This is a genomic window from Motiliproteus coralliicola (assembly GCF_003345655.1).
Lineage (GTDB): Bacteria > Pseudomonadota > Gammaproteobacteria > Pseudomonadales > Balneatricaceae > Motiliproteus > Motiliproteus coralliicola.
Map to the genome: position 1 here is coordinate 128,923 of NZ_QQOH01000002.1, position 17,400 is coordinate 146,322.

Genomic DNA, 17,400 nt, shown 5'->3' on the forward strand with positions numbered 1-17,400 from the left:
AAGGGATAGATCGATTGAGGAAGCACAGTGAAGGTTAGGCGCTTTTTTGCCCCGGATATGGGCCAAGCGATGCGACTGGTGCGTGATGAGGTCGGACCGGATGCGGTGATCCTGTCGAACAACCGGGTTGCCGGTGGTGTGGAGGTGGTGGTGGCGTTGGAGTATGAGCCGGCGGCGACCGAGCCGGTGGCGCCGAAGTCGCTGTCAGAGGCGCGCCGGGAGCGGCAGTTGAGTGCGTTGACCGGTGGGCGTAGCGGCAACGAAGCCGGACGTCGATTGAGTCAGGAGCTGGATCGAACTCGAACTGAACTGGCGCGTCGCAAGGCGGCGCAGGTGTCGGGGGTTTCCTCGGTGCGGCCGATTCAGAATCGACAGCTTGATAGTCTGGACGACAAGGCCTGGGATGATGTGTTGGCCTCGTTGCGGGCGGACCAGGCGGATGTTGATCCGGTGCCGGTACAGAAGCCTGCGGCACCTGAGCGGCCGGTGGTGAGCGAGGCGGTCGCACCCCGCGAGAGCGAAGTGCTGCGGGCGATGCGTAGCGAGATCGAAGACCTGAAGCAGATGCTGCGCGAGCAGATGGCAGCACCGGCGCCGGCTTCGGTCGAGGCAGCTGAGGACCCCGTGTTGGCGCGCCTGCGTAGCCGGCTGCAGCGTGTTGGGGTCAGCGAGACTCTGATCGATCGTCTGGCTCAGGCGCTGGAGCCTGGTGTTGATCTGGAGCGGGCCTGGAAGGTATCCCTGTCGCGGATGGTGGAGTCATTGCCGGTGGTGGGTGAGGATCTGGTCGATCGCGGCGGAATTCTGGCGTTTGTTGGGGCGACAGGGGTTGGAAAAACCACCACAATCGGCAAGTTGGCGGCGCGCTATGTGCTCAAGCACGGCAGTTCCGGTGTGGCGCTGATTACGACCGACAGTTATCGGATCGCGGCCCATGAGCAGCTGCGGACCTTTGGCCGGATTCTGGATATCCCGGTTCGGGTCGTGGATGAGGAGCACTCCCTCGATGACGCGCTGCGGTCGTTGCGGGATCGTCGGGTTGTGCTGATCGATACTGCCGGTATCGGTGGATCGGACCAGCAGCGCGAAGCGCAGCTGGAGATGCTGGCCCAGTCCGGCAGTCGGATCAAAAAACTGCTGGTGCTTCCCTGTACCGCGCAGCAGCAGGTGTTGCAGCGCTCCTATGATCACTTCAAGTCGATCGGGCTCAATGGCGCGGTGTTGAGCAAGCTGGATGAGTCGGTCAGTCTGGGTGAGGTGATCAGCACGATCATCGAGCAGCGTTTGCCGTTGGCCTATTTGGCCGATGGTCAGCGGATTCCGGATCATATCGAAGTGGCCAAGGCCAAGACGCTGATTAGCCGCGCGGTGGTATTGGCCAGTGGTCGCGCGACCGTGCAGCGTGATGACTCCCTGATGCTGCAGCCGCAGCACAGTGATGCGGTTTAGGGAGCATAGTGATGAATGCGACCCATCCTGCTCAAGTCATTGCCGTCACCGGGGGTAAAGGAGGGGTCGGTAAAACCAATGTGTCGGTCAATCTGGGGGCGGCATTAGCCCAAGCCGGACGTCGGGTTGTGTTGATGGATGCAGACCTCGGTTTGGCCAATGTCGATGTGCTGCTCGGGCTTCGGCCGGAAAAAACCATCGCCGACCTGCTGGCCGGAGACTGTCTATTGAGTGACATCATGGTTTCTGCCGGTGAGCGCTTTAATATAGTTCCAGCTTCATCGGGAACTCAGTCGCTGGTGGACTTGAGTGCGCACGAGCATGCCGAGCTGATCCACGCCTTCGCGGAAATCGCCGACGAAGTGGATGTGCTGATAGTCGATACGGCTGCCGGCATCTCCGAATCGGTGATCAGCTTTGTTCGGGCTGCCCAGGAAGTGATGGTGGTGGTCTGCGATGAACCGACCTCGATCACCGATGCTTATGCGCTGATCAAGTTGCTGAACCGGGATTACGGTATGAGTCGTTTCCGGGTTTTGGCGAATATGGTGCGATCGGAACAGGAAGGTCGCAATATGTTCGCTAAGCTAACCACAGTGACCGACCGCTTTCTGGATGTGACGCTTCAATATGTAGGGTCCATCCCTTATGATGAGTCGGTACGTAAAGCGGTGCAAAAACAGCAACCTGTGTTTAATGCCTTTCCGCGGAGCAAGTCCTCAGTGGCGATCGGTAAGCTGGCTTCCAAGGTGGTGAGCTGGCCGTTACCTTCGACGCCGCGAGGGCACTTGGAATTTTTTGTCGAGCGACTGGTGCGCACTGCGCTTCAGCGCTGATGACCTTAGGGGATGCATGTACGATTCTCGTGGGGGTGAAGCCCAGGCCGATCTGGTTGAAAGGCATGCCCCGCTGGTCAAGCGGATTGCCCATCATCTGATGGCGCGTCTACCGTCAAGCGTGGTGCTTGATGACCTGATTCAGTCCGGCATGATCGGGCTGCTGGAGGCCGCACGTAAATACGACCCGTCTAAGGGGGCCAGTTTCGAAACCTATGCCGGGATTCGGATTCGCGGTGCCATCATCGATGAAGTGCGAAAAGGGGACTGGACGCCGCGTTCGGTGCACCGTAACAGTCGTCGTGTCGCCGAGTGCATTCAGACGGTAGAAGCGCGTACCGGTCGTGATGCTCAGGATGCCGAGGTGGCCGACGAGATGGGTGTCAGCCTGCAAGATTACCATTCGTTGTTGAAGGACAGCTCCAGTAGTCGGCTGTTCAGCTTTGACGAGATGCGCGAAAGTACCGATACCTCAGCCGGAGAGGAGGTGGCCAGCGACGACGCACCACCTGATGCGCTGCAGGAAGACGAGGCATTTCAGCGGGCGTTGGCCGATGCCATTGCGGGATTGCCGGAGCGTGAGCAACTGGTCTTTGCGCTCTATTACGATGAAGAGTTGAATCTCAAAGAGATCGGCCAGGTGTTAGGGGTCAGCGAATCGCGGGTCAGTCAGATACATTCCCAGGCGGCATTACGCTTGAGAGCACGGCTGGAGTCCTGGCGTTGAGCCCGGCGCTCACATTAAATATATTGCTTTTTTTAAGGTTTCCATGATTTTGTTCGATACCTAGTAGAGTGTGCCGGTATCAACATCATCGAATCGATAGGTAGATTGGAGGTCGCCTTGGATAAGAACATGAAGATTCTCATAGTTGATGATTTCTCAACCATGAGACGGATTATCAAGAACCTGCTTCGAGACCTCGGTTTCAACAATACCGTGGAGGCGGATGACGGCAGTACTGCGTTACCGATTCTGCAGGCTGGAGGCATCGACTTTCTGGTGACCGACTGGAATATGCCCGGGATGTCCGGTTTGGAGTTGCTGCAGCATGTGCGCTCCGATCCCAATCTGGCCAAATTACCGGTGCTGATGGTGACCGCTGAAGCGAAGCGGGAGCAGATCATTCTGGCGGCTCAGGCTGGTGTTAATGGCTATGTGGTGAAGCCCTTTACCGCAGCGGTCCTTAAAGAAAAGATCGAAAAGATCTTTGAACGTATTTAAGGGAGGCTGCCGATGACCGGCCTAGATGAAATCGTCGACCTGCAGGGGTTCGAAAAGACGCTGCAGGAGCAGGCGGCCGAACTGATGAAGTTGCTGGACAAGGGTGACTTCGCCGGTGCCATGCAGTTACTGGCGGCCCTCAGTGAAGCGCGCAACAACATGCTGTACCAGGAGGTCGGAAGACTGACCCGCGGACTGCATGAAGCGATCAAGCAGTTCAATATCGATGTCGAGAAGAGCGCTGCGCTGCAGGTGGCCCAAGAGGCCCATGATGGCGATACCCACAGCGAAGTCTCCAACGCCCACGAACGCCTCAACCATGTGTTGGAGCTGACCGAAAGTGCGGCCAATAAGACCATGGATATGGTTGATGCCAGCATGCCGATCGCTGAAGAGCTTGGCGAGCAGGCAAAGCTGCTGCGCAAAGACTGGCAGAACATGGCTGACCAGCAAAGTAGCATGTCCGAACTCAAGGACCTTGGGCGTACCACCGAGACCTTCCTGCAAGAGATCGAAAAGGGAGCGGCACAGCTCCAGAGCAACTATACCGAGATCCTGCTGGCGCAGGGCTTTCAAGATATCACCGGGCAATTGATCAAACGGGTTAACGGCCTGGTTAATGATGTCGAGAAGAGCCTGATTCAACTGGTGATGGTGGCCGGTAAGGTAGACATCATTACCGGTGTCAATCGCGAACAGGATACCGACGAGACCAAGCTTGCAACCGAGACGGTGGCAGCGAAGGAAAAAGAGGCCAATGTCAAAGGGCATGGTCCCCTGGTGTTGGATGAAGAGGCCGTGGACGTTGTGTCCGGGCAGGACGATGTAGACGACCTGCTGTCGAGCCTTGGATTCTAAGGAGCTGAGTGTATGAGCCTGGAAGTAGATGAAGAAATCTTGCAAGACTTTCTCGTCGAGGCGGGAGAAATTCTTGAGCAGTTATCGGAGCAGTTGGTCGATCTCGAGCATAGCCCCGATGATACCGAACTGCTCAATGCCATTTTCCGTGGCTTCCATACCGTTAAGGGCGGAGCCGGCTTTCTGCAACTGACGCCGTTGGTAGAGTGCTGCCACTCGGCTGAGAATGTGTTCGATAAATTGCGTAACAACGAGCTGCAGGTCAGCACCGCGTTGATGGACGTGGTACTGCAGGCGCTGGATACGGTCAATGAACAGTTTGACAGTGTGCGCTCCGGTGAAGAGCCGGCTGAGGCAGATCCGCAGTTGATCGCGGCACTCGATGCCTACGTTCGTGGCGAAGTCCCCGCCGATGCGCCGGCAGCTGAACCGGTGGCGGCTGAGCCTGCACCGGCGACCGCGTCGGGGGCTGACACCGCCGATGCCGAGTTTGACCAGCTGTTGGATGCGCTCGGAGGCGTTGCCGAAGCATCGGCAGCCGAAGAAAGTACGCCCCAACCCGGTGATGCGCCAGCCGCTGCAGCGGGGGCCGATGATGAAATTACCGACGACGAATTTGAGGCACTGCTTGATGAGTTGCACGGTAAGGGCAAACACGGCGGGGTCGTCGAAGCCCCGGCTCAGCCCGAGACCCCTGCCGCTCCGGAAGCGCCTGCAGCAGCCGGTGGTGATGAGCTGATCACCGACGACGAGTTCGAAGCCCTGCTCGATGAACTTCAAGCCCAGGGTAAAGGGGCGTTTGCTGCTCCCGGCGCCGACACTGCCGCAGCGGCACCGGCCGCCGATAGTGCGCCCAAACCTGCGGTAGAAGAACCAAAACCGGCCGCAGCGCCTAAACCGGCACCGGCAGAGAAGCCGAAAGCCCCGGCCAAGCCTAGGGCTGCAGCCAAGAAAGCCGACAAACCGGCGGCTGCCGAAACCACTGTACGAGTCGATACCCAGCGCCTTGACGAGATCATGAATATGGTCGGCGAGCTGGTGTTGGTGCGGAATCGACTGGTGCGGTTGGGGAATACCGTCGCCGACGAAGAGGTCGGTAAAGCGGTTTCCAGTCTCGATATGGTCACCGCCGACCTGCAGATGTCGGTGATGAAGACCCGAATGCAGCCGATCAAGAAGGTGTTCGGCCGCTTCCCGCGGGTGGTACGAGATCTGGCCCGCACACTGAAAAAAGAGGTTAACCTCGAACTTCGCGGTGAAGAGACCGACCTGGATAAAAACCTGGTTGAGGCGCTGGCCGATCCGTTGGTCCACCTGGTCCGAAATGCGGTTGACCACGGTATCGAAAATCCCGAAGTGCGTGAGGCCGCCGGCAAGCCGCGGCTGGGTAATGTGATTTTGTCTGCCGAGCAGGAGGGAGACCATATCCTGTTGGCGATCCAGGACGACGGCGCCGGCATGGACCCCGACAAGCTACGTGGCTTGGCGGTCAGCAAGGGGATGATGGATCAGGATGCCGCGGATCGGTTGACCGATAACGAAGCCTTTAACCTGATCTTCGCCGCCGGATTCTCGACCAAGAAGGAGATCTCCGATGTCTCCGGTCGTGGCGTCGGCATGGATGTGGTCAAAACCAAGATCACCCAGCTGAACGGTACCCTCAATATCGACTCGATTCAGGGTGAAGGTTCCCGAATCGAGATCAAGGTGCCGCTGACCTTGGCGATCATGCCGACCCTGATGGTCATGCTGGGCGATCAAGCCTTCGCGTTGCCGCTGGTCAATGTGAATGAGATCTTCCACCTGGATCTGACTCAGACCAATGTCGTTGATGGTCAGGAAGTGGTGGTGGTGCGTGAGAAGGCGCTGCCGTTGTTCCACCTCAAGCGTTGGTTGGTGGAGCACTGTGCGGGTGAAACCTTGCCCGAAACCGGCCATGTGGTGATCGTTACTGTCGGGACCCAGCGAGTCGGCTTTATTGTCGATCAGTTGGTTGGTCAAGAAGAGGTGGTGATCAAACCGTTGGGCAAGATGCTGCTCGGCACGCCGGGGATGGCGGGGGCGACGATTACCGGTGATGGCCGGATCGCGCTGATCCTCGATATCCCGAGTATGTTGAAACATTACGCATCATGATCACAGGACGGTGGTCCGGCCTCAGGGCCTTGATGTTTAGGAGAACTGGATGCCCGTAAACGTTCTTGTTGTTGATGACTCGGCTTTTTTCCGCCAGCGAGTCACAACCATCTTGAATTCAGACCCTCGGGTAAAAGTGGTCGGCACCGCGGAAAACGGCCAGGTGGCGATCGAGAAGGCGAAACAGCTTAAGCCTGATGTCATCACCATGGATTACGAGATGCCGGTGCTGAACGGCATCGCCGCGCTCACCGAGATCATGCGCAGCTGTCCGACGCCGGTGTTGATGTTTTCATCGCTGACTTACGAAGGGGCGCGAATTACCCTGGAGGCCTTGGAAGCCGGTGCCGTGGACTACTTGCCCAAGAGCTACGAGCGCATGGGCAAGGGGCGTGGCAGCCTGGAGCAGGTGCTGATCGAACGGGTTCTGACGGTATCCAAGAGTCGGGTCGGTGCAGGTCGTAGCCTTGGTTCGACCACTGCGGCATCCCGGCCTGAACCGAGTCCTGGCTCTGCCGCACGTCCCCGTTCGGCCTCACTGCGCCAGCCCATGTCACGAGAGATTCCGAGGGCCCCGAAATCACCGGCGGTTGCCGATTCGCCAGCGCCGCGCTCCGGTAGTCTGAAGGGAAAAACCAAACTGGTGATTTTCGGCACTTCAACCGGTGGTCCGGTGGCGATTCAGAAAATTCTGACCCGCCTGCCGGCCAGTTTCCCGTTGCCGATTCTAATCGTCCAGCATATGCCCAAAACCTTTACCGGCGCTTTTGCCGAGCGGTTGAATCAACAATGTCAGATTCAGGTTCGTGAAGCCGTTGATGGCGATCAACTGAAGCCGGGAGTTGCGTTATTGGCGCCCGGTGGCGAGCAGATGATGGTGGATCCGCGCCAGGGCCGGGTTCGGATCATGGCGGGCGATGAGCGATTAAATTACAAACCCAGTGTCGACGTGACCTTCGGTTCGGCCGCTAAGGCGTACGGATCGAACGTGCTGGGTATCGTGTTGACCGGAATGGGGGCCGATGGCCGTGACGGGGCCCGCATGCTGAAGAACAGCGGCTCGACCATTTGGGCACAGAACGAACAGAGCTGCGTAATCTACGGCATGCCCCAGGCGATCGCCCAGGCCAAGCTGGCGGATCACATTGTCGATCTGGATGACGTCAGCAACCATATCAAGTCGGCCTTGGGGTACTGATGGATCGGCTCAGTCTGCTAGGGATTCTGCTGGTACTGATCGCCATCTTTGGCGGTCAGATAGCCGAGGGCGGCAGTGTTGATACCCTGATCAACGGTGCTGCAGCCATCATCGTCTTCGGTGGCACCCTGGGGGCTGGCATGTTGCAGTTCTCATTTCCCGAAACTCGCCGGGCACTGGGGATGTTCAGCTGGGTGTTATCACCACCGCGACTGGATTTTCCCCAGGGTGTCGAAAAGATCGTCGGCTGGAGCATTCATGCCCGTCGCTTTGGTTTGATCGGGCTGGAGAAGCAGTCGGAGCTGGAGGATGACGACTTTCTGCGCAAAGGCCTGCAGTTGATCGCCGATGGTAACGAGCACGAGTCGATCCGGGAATTGATGGAGATAGAGCTGAATGTCCGTGAGCTTCGCGACCTCCAGGCGGCCCGGGTTTACGAAAGCATGGGGGGCTATGCCCCGACGATCGGTATTATCGGTGCGGTCATGGGGCTGATCCACGTGATGACCAATCTGGATTCCCCGGAGACCCTGGGCAGCGGCATTGCGACGGCTTTTGTGGCCACGGTCTACGGGGTCGGTATTGCCAACCTGGTGCTGTTGCCGATCGCCGGTAAACTGAAATCGCTGGTTCAGCAGCGCTATCAATATCACGAGATGATGCTGGAAGGGTTCCTGTCGATCGCCCAGGGGCATAACCCTCTGGCGATACGGATGCGCTTGGAAAGCTACCTGCGCTGAGGCGACGCCTATGGCCAGACGACATAAGCATCAGGAGGCTGCCGGAAACACCGAGCGTTGGGTGGTTTCCTATGCGGACTTCATCACGCTGCTGCTGGCCTTTTTTGTGGTGATGTACTCGATCTCATCGGTAAATGAAGGCAAGTACCGGGTACTGTCGGAGTCTTTGGCAGGAATTTTCCGCGGCCCCGACATGTCCTTTGATCCGGTCCAGGTGGGTGATCTGCAGCTGCGCGACACCAGCCGGGATATCGGCTTGATGGACCAGGCCTCAGCCCAGCAAAGTGCTGGTATTGAGGGAGGGGGCAACCCGGAGACGGAGCAGTTGCAGCAGATCCAGTCGGCGGCGACAGCTAAGTTTCAGGAGTTGATCAACGACGGCGAGATCTCGATCTCCGCCAACAAGCTCTGGGTCGAGATCGAGATCGGCTCGGGAGTGCTGTTTGCCAGTGGCAGCGCGACACCAGCGCTCAGTGCCGATGCAATTTTGGAAGCCTTGGCGTCGTTACTGTCGCCCTACGAAAACCCGCTCCACGTTGAGGGTTACACCGACAATCAGCCGATCAGCAGCGATCAGTTTCCGTCGAACTGGGAACTGTCGGCCGCCCGCGCCGCCGGGGTGGTGCGGATGTTGGCCCATTTCGGCATCGCCCCGGAGCGGATGGCAGCGGTTGGTTACGGCCAATATCAGCCCAAGGTCAGCAACCTGAGCGCTAATGGCCGACGTAAGAATCGCCGGGTGGTTATTATCGTTTCCCGAGATGAGCGGGTTCAACGCGCACTTTCGGGTTATGGCAGCGGTTATATAAGTGAGGATGCGGTCGATAATCTTCTTCAACAACCGCGGCCTCAGAGCGCTGAAGCACCAGCTGAGGGAGGCATTCAGCGGGTCGAAACCGAACAGGGTGGGGTGTTGTTCACCCAGGGTGAGACGCCCGAACAGACGCAACAGTAGCAACAGAGTTCAGCGACGGTAGATTAGGAGTAATCGCGTGCATATCTGGGCAGTAGCCAATCAGAAAGGTGGGGTAGGCAAGACCACCACTGTAGTGACCTTGGCCGGTTTACTGGCAGACCAGGGGCATGATGTGCTGCTGCTGGACCTGGACCCCCACGGCTCCCTGACCAGCTATTTCGGCTACGATCCCGATGCGCTGGAACACAGTGCCTACGACCTGTTTGAGCAGGAAACCCGTACCCTTGACCAGGTGCTGCCGCTGTTGCAAAGCAGCAGCCATGATCGGATCAGTTTGATTCCGGCCTCCACTGCGATGGCGACGCTGGAGCGCAAGTCAGTCGGTGCCGAAGGGATGGGATTGATGATCGCCAAGGCCCTGGCGCAGTTGTGGGACCGTTTCGATTATGTACTGATCGACAGTCCGCCGGTGTTGGGGGTGTTGATGGTCAATGCCCTGGCTGCCTGCGAGCGCCTGATCGTACCGGTTCAGACCGAGTTTCTGGCGATCAAGGGCCTGGAGCGGATGGTGCGTACCCTGACCATGATTAACCGTGCCCGCAGCCAGAAGCTGCGTTATCACATCCTGCCGACCTTCTTCGATCGCCGTACCCAGGCCTCGATGCAGAGCCTGCGAAGTATCAAACGCAATTATCCGGATGAGATCGCCCATGCGGTGATTCCCGTGGATACCAAGTTCCGCAACGCCAGTACCGCCGGTGTCGTTCCCTCGGCGCTGGACTCCAGCACCCATGGGGTGCGTGCCTATGGGATGCTGCTGCGCTGGTTGCAGACGCTTGATAAACAATCCGGTTCAGACGGTCAGCAGCGCTCATGAAGACCAGACAACCTCTCAGCCCACAGCCGGCGGCCGAGTCCGATATCGCCACGGCCGCTCAAACACGGACCCAAACCAAGGGGCCGCAGGTGGCGGTGCAGGAGTACCTGGACGCGCTGCTACAGGATGCAACCAGCCAGGCGATTGTTGAAGATCAGCAGCTTGAGGTGCTGATGGTGCCCGAGCTGGCACCTGTCGCTCCGGTGGTTATCGAGCCAGAGTTGGTGGAGACCGTCGCCGAGGTGAAGCCGGCGGTCGAGCAACAGCAAGAGCAAGATCTGGATGAGCTAACAGCGGCCGGTGTCGATGAGCCGGAGGCCGATCTCTGGGTTGAGGGCCGTCCACCCTGGGCTCAACAGCGCTTCGACTGTCTGCTGTTTAAGGTGGCGGGGTTGATGCTGGCGGTACCGCTGGTGGAGCTGGGTGGTGTGCTGGTGATCGAGGATGAACTGCGGCCGTTGTTCGGCCAGCCCGATTGGTTCTTAGGCTTGCTGCCGTCAAAAACCGAAGGTACAGTCAAGGCGATTGATACCGCACGCTGGGTGATGCCGGAGCGTTATCCGGAAGATGCCGGTGAATTCAAGTACGTGATCCTGATGGAAGGCAGTGACTGGGGCATGGCCTGCCACGAGGTGGCCGATGCCGTCACGCTGGAACCCGATCAGGTCAGCTGGCGTAGTGATCGCGGACGACGCCCTTGGCTTGCCGGGACCGTGATTGATCATATGTGCGCCATCATGGATGTCTCCGCGCTGCTAAACTTGCTCCAGCAGAGTCAGGCCGAGCAGCAACAGACCCATTCAGAACAATAACCCGGCTCGACCGGAGAAGAGGAAATCAGCATGAGCATTAATGCCGCCAGCGGTAGCGAAGACCCGGTACTGCAGTACGTTACCTTCCGCTTGGAGGAGGAAACCTACGGCATCAACGTAATGCAGGTTCAGGAAGTCCTTCGCTACAGTGAAATCGCCCCGGTTCCGGGCGCACCGACCTACGTCCTGGGGATCATCAATCTGCGCGGCAATGTCGTCACCGTGATCGATACCCGTCAGCGCTTCGGTCTGATGCCGGCGGATGTGACCGACAATACCCGGATCGTCATTATCGAGGTCGAGAAGCAGGTGATCGGTATTCTGGTGGATGCCGTGTCCGAGGTGGTTTACCTGAACCAGTCCGAGATCGAAAAGGCCCCCAATGTGGGGACCGAAGAGAGCGCCAAGTTCATCCAGGGCGTTTGTCACAAGGATGAGCAATTGCTGATCCTGGTCGAACTCGACAAGATGATGACCGACGATGAGTGGTCGGAAATCTCCATGCTCTAAGGCATGGTGCACCATTTTTCTCGTTCAGTACCCATAGTTCTATGACGCAACCCTGGTTATGGCTGGCGATTACACTGTTATCGGTGGGATTGCTGGCGAGCCTGTTCTGGCTGATACGACTGCAGCGCCGCCTGCGCGACCAGCAGCGTAACTACGAAGCCCTGCTGAATGTGCTGCGCAATGAGATTCGGCTGACCAACAGCGGGGCGATGGGCATGGGGCGGCGACTCAAACAGGTCGAGCAGCGTCTGAATATCACCGCCGAGAAACAGCTGGAGCTGGAAAACCGGGATCCGGGTGCGCTGGCCTACAACCAGGCCGCCAAATTGATGGAGATGGGCGCCGATGTCGATGATCTGGTCGGCAGTTGCGGTATCGCCCGTCCCGAGGCCGAGCTGATGGCGCTGTTGCATCGTGAGATCAAGGGCTCGCCGGCACTGAAGTCCGATCATTGAGGCGCAGGTCTGGCCTTAACCTAACGATTGCTGTCGTTACTGTCCTGCCCGGAGTTGGCCAGGGTATCGCTCAACGACCCCAGATCCGGTTTATCCTCACGCAAGCTGTAGGCAAACGCGATCACCTCGGCGATCGCTTTGTAGAGTGATTCCGGGATCTCCTGACCCAGTTGCAGCATCGACAGGGTATCCACCAGCGCCGGGTCCTCGTGTATCAGTATGCCGTGTTCGGCGGCGACCCGGATAATCTCTTCGGCCACCAGCCCCTGGCCTTTGGCCGACAGGTAGGGCGCCTGCTGCTGGTTGTAGGTGAGGGCGACCGCGCTGCGGTTCTGGGGCTTCTCTTCGTTCATGTCTTAATGTCGATCAGTCGGCTACGCGGTGGTTTCACCGTTGGCTCCGGTTGGGCCGTTTCGTCGCGTACGCCGAGGGTTTTTACATCCAAACCGATGCGCTCGAAGCGCTCACCCAGTTTATCCAGTTGTTGTTCGACCAGACGGCGGATCTGTTGATCGCCGCTCCAGATTACGCTGATCCGCTCAGCCTCCAGCGTCAGCTCGGCCTGCAAACGCTCGGTTTGATTGATCTCGAAGTTGAGCCGCACCTGCCAGCGATAGCTCATCCCCTGCGGGGTTTCAACGGCGCTACCGTCGTCACGGCGGATCTGGAGCTGCAGGTTCTCGGTCTTGCCCTGCCACATCACAGGAATGTCCAGCGCCAGGGTTCGGTTGGCTTCGCTTCCCCCCTCCTGCAGTTGAGGCGCCGCGCTGGTGAGCTGGTTGACCAGCACCCGGCTCAGCGCCTGTTGGGTGAGCTGGCTGATGCGATCGCTGAGGCTGGCCGGCAACTCCCGCTGCGAGCCGCCCTGATTGAGCTGGTCTGATAACTTCAGCAGCAGGGCTTTGTGATCCTGGTTCAGATTCTGGGTATCGCCCCGGGCCAGTTTGTTCTCCAGCAGGGTGCCGCTGTTCTGCACCTGTTGCCGTACCGTTTCGGCATCAGCCTGCTGGGGGTTGGGCAGACTGCGCCCCAGTAGAATCTGGACCAGATCTAACAGCACCGGCTTGGCCTGTTGCAACTGGCCGCTGGCCTGGGCGCCCGAGAGTAGGTTCAGCAACGGGGCCGGGACCTGCTGTTGCGGCAGATTCTCTCGCAGGGCCTGCTCGATAGAGCGGGTGCGTAGATTCGGCAGCTCGGTACTGAGTCGGCCATCAGCTCGCTGCTGAATCTGAATCCGGGTGCCTGGCTCGATGGTGCGGGGGCTGACGAGCTCCAGCGTTCGGCCTTCGACACGTACCCGTAACAGGTGGTTCTGGGGTGGCTGAGCTGGTTGCGATGCCGGCCCGGCCGGCGTCGCCGGGGGGCTGCCGGCGGCGGGCGCTGCTGCTCGAGGGGATCCGTTCACCAGCGGAGCCTGGGCCGAGGCGGAAGGCTGTGCGGGTGGCGTCGCCTGGGGCAGGGCTCTGGCGCTGATCACCTCGGCTTGCAGGCGCTGTCCGGTCGGTACCTGGCCGCGTTGAAGCTGCAGGTTTACCCGTTCCAGCGTTGCCGAGCCGCTGTCGGATCTGGCCGTTGTAGGACTGGATGTCGGCTGTTGAGCAGTGTTGCTGGGAAGGGTGGAGGCGGTTACTGCGTCGCGGGCCGTCGGCGTGGCAAGTTGTGTTGTAGCGCTCGGTGCCGTTGCCGTGGCTACGGCGGCCCGTCCTGCTGTTGTGGCAGGAGCGTTCGTGGTTCCGGCTTGAGGTGCTGCGTTCGGGGTGGCGGGCTGTCCCGCTGAGCGGGTTGAGGCTTGTGGCTGTGCTTGAGCTGAGGCTGGCCCCTGGCTCGGATTCGCTGGTGCCGGATTGGCGCTATGGCCGCTGCTTGCCGGGTTGGGGGTGGACGTAGCGGGGGCTGAACCGAGCTGAAGGCTGATCTGGCCGCCGGCGTCGCGGCTGACCTGAACCCGAGTGCCTGGATCGATCGGACGTTGGGTCAGCAATTCGTACAGCCGACCTTCGATCCGAACCTGGATCAGGTAGCTGCTTTGCTGGGCTGTCGTCGTGGTACCGGTGGTGCCAGTGGTTGGGGCCTGTCCGGTGGTGGCGCTGCCGGCGGGTGCGGCCGGGGAGGCGGGGTTGGATGCAGCTGGCGTTTGCGCACCGGGTTGTGACTGCGTCGGCGCCGCGGGCTGAGAGGTTGCTGCACCAGCTGGCTGTTGGGCGCCGCCCTGAGGAGTAGTTGCGGCCGGCAGCGGCTGTGGGGTCACCTGGACCACCTGACCGGTGCGGCTCTGGCCGATCGACAGCAGGGCCTCCAGACGACGAAGTCCGGCGGCGGCCTCACTCGGTTGGGCCTGACGATTTGCGTTGTTGAGTTGGTCGACCAAGAACACCTCCCGATGATCGCGATCAAGGGCGACATCGGCTCCGACTGGATAGAATATTCGTATATAATGCGACGAATTTTACTGACTCTTAAAGCATAGCGGCCGCGTTGGCGGTAGCTGTACTTCAACAGAAGGCTTTGTCATTTTGTCTACCCCCCTGCTAGAGGTCCAGGACCTTTTCTGTGAGCGTGATGAGCGGGTGCTGTTTGAAGGGCTGAATTTCTCCCTTGAAGCGGGAGAGATCATCCAGGTTGAAGGTCCCAATGGTAGCGGTAAGACCACGCTGCTGCGGATCCTCAGTGGCCTGTCCCAGGCCTTCGAGGGCGATATTCTTTGGCAAGGTGAGCCGATCGATGAGGTGCGTGACGATTTCCTGTCCGACCTGCTCTACTTTGGCCATCTGCCGGGCGTCAAGGCGATCCTGACCCCCGAGGAGAACCTTCGTTGGTACTGTGCCCTACATCCCCATACCCGCACCGAAGGGATCACCGAAGCGCTGGCCAATGTGGGGCTGTATGGCTATGAGGACGTACCCTGTCACTCGCTGTCGGCGGGTCAGAACCGGCGGGTCAGTCTGGCTCGGTTGTACCTGAGCGATGCGCCGTTGTGGGTGCTGGATGAGCCTTTTACCGCCATCGACAAACGCGGCGTGGCTCGTAAAGAGGCGTTGATTGCCGAGCATGCTGCCAATGGCGGCAGTGTGATCTTGACCACCCATCATGAACTGGCGATCCGCGACAACCTGCGCAAGGTGACGCTGGGCGGTCAGGCCAGTCCGGGCGAACGGATGGAGGTGGTCTGATGGCAAATGGAAACGAACGTGAGATGTCGTTGAGCCGGGTGTTCTGGATCACCCTAAGGCGTGACCTGATGCTGGCTTACCGTCGGCGCAACGACCTGGTCAGCCCGTTGATGTTTTTCTTGATGGTGGCGACGCTGTTCCCGCTGGGTGTTAGCCCGGACCCGCAGTTCTTATCCGAAGTCGCCGCTGGGGTGGTTTGGGTCGCGGCGCTGCTGGCAACACTGCTGTCGATGGACAGCCTGTTTCGATCTGATTTTGACGACGGCTCGCTGGAGCAGATGCTGCTCAGCCCGCAGCCGTTATCGCTGCTGGTGTTTGCCAAGATTTGCGCCCACTGGATGATCAGTGGCTTGCCACTGACGCTGATGGCGCCACTACTTGGATTGATGCTGTTCCTGCCTCAGGAGGGGATGAGCACGCTGGTGCTGAGCCTGCTGCTGGGCACGCCGACCCTGAGTCTGATCGGTGCGATCGGCGCCGGTTTGACGGTTGGACTGCGTAAAGGCGGGGTACTGATCTCGCTGCTGGTATTGCCGCTGTATATTCCGGTGCTTATTTTTGGAACCGGGGCAGTACAGGCAGCGTCTACAGGGTTACCCGTGGGTGGCTATCTGGCTATCCTGGGGGCGATATTAGCGCTGGGCATGGTCTTGGCGCCGCTGGCGGTGGCCGCGGGCTTGCGGATCAGCGTCAGCGATTAATAGGCCCTGCTGACGAAGAATTGTTTGCTAACCGCTTCGTGATAGCGGTTATTTGAGAGGTAACGATGGCGAAAAGTTGGAAGATGCCGACCTGGTTCTACCGGTTGGGTTCACCGCGCTGGAGTTTCGAAATCATGGGCAAGTTGTTGCCCTGGTTTGCTATAGGAGCGGTCGTGTTGATGGTTTGGGGTGCTATTTGGGGGTTGGCCTTTGCCCCGGCGGATTATCAACAGGGCAACAGTTTCCGGATTATCTATATCCACGTACCGGCGGCGATTCTGGCCCAGTCCTGCTACCTACTGATGGCGGTGGCCGGTGCCATCAGCTTGATCTGGAAGATGAAGGTTGCCGATATGGTGGCCAAGAGCTGCGCTCCGATCGGGGCGACCCTGGCACTGCTGGCGCTGGCCACCGGCGCCATCTGGGGTAAGCCGACCTGGGGTACTTGGTGGGTTTGGGATGCCCGGCTGACCTCGATGTTGATCCTGCTGTTCCTCTATATCGGTGTTTACACCCTGCACTCGGCGATCGAAAATGAGATCACGGCAGGCAAAGCCGGTGCGGTGCTGTCGCTGGTTGGGGTGGTTAATATCCCGATCATCAAGTACTCGGTGGAGTGGTGGAACACTCTGCATCAGACCTCGACCTTCACCATGACCGAGCGTCCGGCGATGCCGCCGGAGATGTACTTGCCGTTGCTGCTGATGGTGATCGGGTTCTACTGTTTCTTTGCGGTGGTGTTGATGTTGCGGACCCGGGCCGAAATTCTGGAACGTGAAAAACGCTCCGGTTGGGTCCGAGAGTTAGTGGAGGCTAGCTGATGTTTTTTGATTCTTTCAGTGACTTCCTTGCGATGGGTGGCCACGGCTTTTATGTCTGGTTGGCCTACGCTATCGCCGTCGCCATCATCATCTATAACGTGGTTAGCCCGCTGCTGCGCAAGAAACAGTTTATCGAGCAACACAAGCGCCGCCTCAAGCGTGAGCAGCGATTGGCCGAGCGTCAGGCGGCTGTCGAGAGTGGAGAACAATCATGAGCATGCTGACCCAACTGCGAGGGCTGCTATTGGCGCTGTTGTTGATGCCGTTCAGCGCCTGGGCGGTGATCGATACCTATGAATTCGCCAACGATCAGCAACAGGATCAGTACAAGGTATTGATCGAGGAGCTGCGTTGTCCCAAGTGCCAGAATCAGAACCTGGCCGATTCCAATGCGCCGATCGCTTCTGATATGCGGCGTGAAATCCACCGGATGGTAACCGAAGGCCAGACCAACCAGGATGTGGTGGATTTTATGGTGGCTCGCTATGGCGACTTCGTTAATTACCGTCCCCGTCGTGACTCCAGCACGCTGGTGCTTTGGTACGGGCCGATCGGTATGCTGGTGCTGGGCGCGGTGGTGGTGTTGATGTTGGCCAAGCGTAAGCGCAGTGGCAAGAGCGAGGATCGTACCGATACCAGCAGCAAGGTGGATCGCGACAAGCTTCAGCGTCTGTTGGACAAAGAAGACGACTAAGC

20 protein-coding genes are annotated in these 17,400 nt (G+C 59.1%); 18 read left to right on the forward strand and 2 right to left on the reverse strand.

Translation table 11 applies throughout. From position 1 onward, the window contains the following. Positions 1-27: 27 nt before the first annotated feature. The 13 genes from flhF (at position 28) to DV711_RS07480 (ending at position 12,012) form a co-directional block, all read left to right on the forward strand. Positions 28-1,449, forward strand: coding sequence for a flagellar biosynthesis GTPase FlhF (gene flhF / locus DV711_RS07420; RefSeq protein WP_114695051.1), 1,422 nt, complete (start codon positions 28-30; stop codon positions 1,447-1,449). Positions 1,450-1,460: 11 nt separating this feature from the next. Then, the gene (locus tag DV711_RS07425; protein ID WP_114695052.1) at positions 1,461-2,285 is read left to right on the forward strand and encodes a MinD/ParA family protein; all 825 of its coding nucleotides are present in this window, start codon (positions 1,461-1,463) and stop codon (positions 2,283-2,285) included. Positions 2,286-2,301: 16 nt separating this feature from the next. After that, the gene (locus DV711_RS07430) at positions 2,302-3,012 is read left to right on the forward strand and encodes an RNA polymerase sigma factor FliA (protein WP_114695053.1); all 711 of its coding nucleotides are present in this window, start codon (positions 2,302-2,304) and stop codon (positions 3,010-3,012) included. 129 nt (positions 3,013-3,141) lie between these two features. Further along, complete coding sequence (cheY, locus tag DV711_RS07435) at positions 3,142-3,510, forward strand: chemotaxis response regulator CheY (protein ID WP_481318818.1); 369 nt, start codon at positions 3,142-3,144, stop codon at positions 3,508-3,510. A 12-nt stretch (positions 3,511-3,522) separates the two neighbouring features. Further along, positions 3,523-4,368, forward strand: coding sequence for a protein phosphatase CheZ (locus tag DV711_RS07440; RefSeq protein ID WP_114695055.1), 846 nt, complete (start codon positions 3,523-3,525; stop codon positions 4,366-4,368). A 12-nt stretch (positions 4,369-4,380) separates the two neighbouring features. Next, the gene (locus tag DV711_RS07445) at positions 4,381-6,504 is read left to right on the forward strand and encodes a chemotaxis protein CheA (RefSeq protein WP_114695056.1); all 2,124 of its coding nucleotides are present in this window, start codon (positions 4,381-4,383) and stop codon (positions 6,502-6,504) included. 49 nt (positions 6,505-6,553) lie between these two features. After that, positions 6,554-7,702: a protein-glutamate methylesterase/protein-glutamine glutaminase gene (locus DV711_RS07450; protein ID WP_114695057.1), complete on the forward strand. Its 1,149-nt coding sequence runs from the start codon at positions 6,554-6,556 to the stop codon at positions 7,700-7,702. Continuing rightward, a complete protein-coding gene (locus DV711_RS07455; protein ID WP_114695058.1) occupies positions 7,702-8,442 on the forward strand; it encodes a flagellar motor protein in 741 nt (246 codons plus the stop codon). Before DV711_RS07450 ends, DV711_RS07455 begins: the two co-directional genes overlap by 1 nt. Before the next feature lie 10 nt (positions 8,443-8,452). Continuing rightward, entirely contained in the window at positions 8,453-9,397 is a 945-nt protein-coding gene (gene motD / locus DV711_RS07460) for a flagellar motor protein MotD (protein ID WP_114695059.1), read from the forward strand. 37 nt (positions 9,398-9,434) lie between these two features. After that, positions 9,435-10,235: a ParA family protein gene (locus DV711_RS07465; protein ID WP_114695060.1), complete on the forward strand. Its 801-nt coding sequence runs from the start codon at positions 9,435-9,437 to the stop codon at positions 10,233-10,235. Next, a complete protein-coding gene (locus tag DV711_RS07470; RefSeq protein ID WP_114695061.1) occupies positions 10,232-11,047 on the forward strand; it encodes a chemotaxis protein CheW in 816 nt (271 codons plus the stop codon). Before DV711_RS07465 ends, DV711_RS07470 begins: the two co-directional genes overlap by 4 nt. Positions 11,048-11,077: 30 nt before the next feature. Then, entirely contained in the window at positions 11,078-11,557 is a 480-nt protein-coding gene (locus DV711_RS07475) for a chemotaxis protein CheW (RefSeq protein WP_114695062.1), read from the forward strand. Positions 11,558-11,598: 41 nt separating this feature from the next. Further along, positions 11,599-12,012 (forward strand): DUF2802 domain-containing protein, encoded by a 414-nt coding sequence (locus DV711_RS07480; RefSeq protein WP_114695063.1) that lies wholly within the window; start codon positions 11,599-11,601, stop codon positions 12,010-12,012. A 20-nt stretch (positions 12,013-12,032) separates the two neighbouring features. Here DV711_RS07480 and DV711_RS07485 read toward each other — a convergent pair whose 3' ends face one another. Next, positions 12,033-12,365 carry an EscU/YscU/HrcU family type III secretion system export apparatus switch protein gene (locus DV711_RS07485; RefSeq protein WP_114695064.1) on the reverse strand — a complete coding sequence of 111 codons (333 nt, stop codon included), beginning with the start codon at positions 12,363-12,365 and terminating at the stop codon, positions 12,033-12,035. Further along, positions 12,362-14,380 carry a flagellar hook-length control protein FliK gene (locus tag DV711_RS07490; RefSeq protein WP_133297416.1) on the reverse strand — a complete coding sequence of 673 codons (2,019 nt, stop codon included), beginning with the start codon at positions 14,378-14,380 and terminating at the stop codon, positions 12,362-12,364. The genes DV711_RS07485 and DV711_RS07490 overlap by 4 nt, the downstream gene beginning before the upstream one ends. Before the next feature lie 145 nt (positions 14,381-14,525). Here DV711_RS07490 and ccmA point away from each other — a divergent pair, with 145 nt between their 5' ends. The 5 genes from ccmA to DV711_RS07515 all read left to right on the forward strand — a co-directional run bounded on the left by ccmA (position 14,526) and on the right by DV711_RS07515 (position 17,398). After that, positions 14,526-15,182: a cytochrome c biogenesis heme-transporting ATPase CcmA gene (ccmA, locus tag DV711_RS07495; RefSeq protein WP_114695066.1), complete on the forward strand. Its 657-nt coding sequence runs from the start codon at positions 14,526-14,528 to the stop codon at positions 15,180-15,182. Continuing rightward, complete coding sequence (gene ccmB / locus DV711_RS07500) at positions 15,182-15,883, forward strand: heme exporter protein CcmB (RefSeq protein ID WP_114695067.1); 702 nt, start codon at positions 15,182-15,184, stop codon at positions 15,881-15,883. The genes ccmA and ccmB overlap by 1 nt, the downstream gene beginning before the upstream one ends. 65 nt (positions 15,884-15,948) lie before the next feature. Then, a complete protein-coding gene (locus DV711_RS07505) occupies positions 15,949-16,704 on the forward strand; it encodes a heme ABC transporter permease (RefSeq protein WP_114695068.1) in 756 nt (251 codons plus the stop codon). Beyond that, complete coding sequence (gene ccmD, locus DV711_RS07510; RefSeq protein ID WP_114695069.1) at positions 16,704-16,919, forward strand: heme exporter protein CcmD; 216 nt, start codon at positions 16,704-16,706, stop codon at positions 16,917-16,919. The genes DV711_RS07505 and ccmD overlap by 1 nt, the downstream gene beginning before the upstream one ends. Next, the gene (locus DV711_RS07515) at positions 16,916-17,398 is read left to right on the forward strand and encodes a cytochrome c-type biogenesis protein (RefSeq protein ID WP_243633762.1); all 483 of its coding nucleotides are present in this window, start codon (positions 16,916-16,918) and stop codon (positions 17,396-17,398) included. Before ccmD ends, DV711_RS07515 begins: the two co-directional genes overlap by 4 nt. Positions 17,399-17,400: the final 2 nt, after the last annotated feature.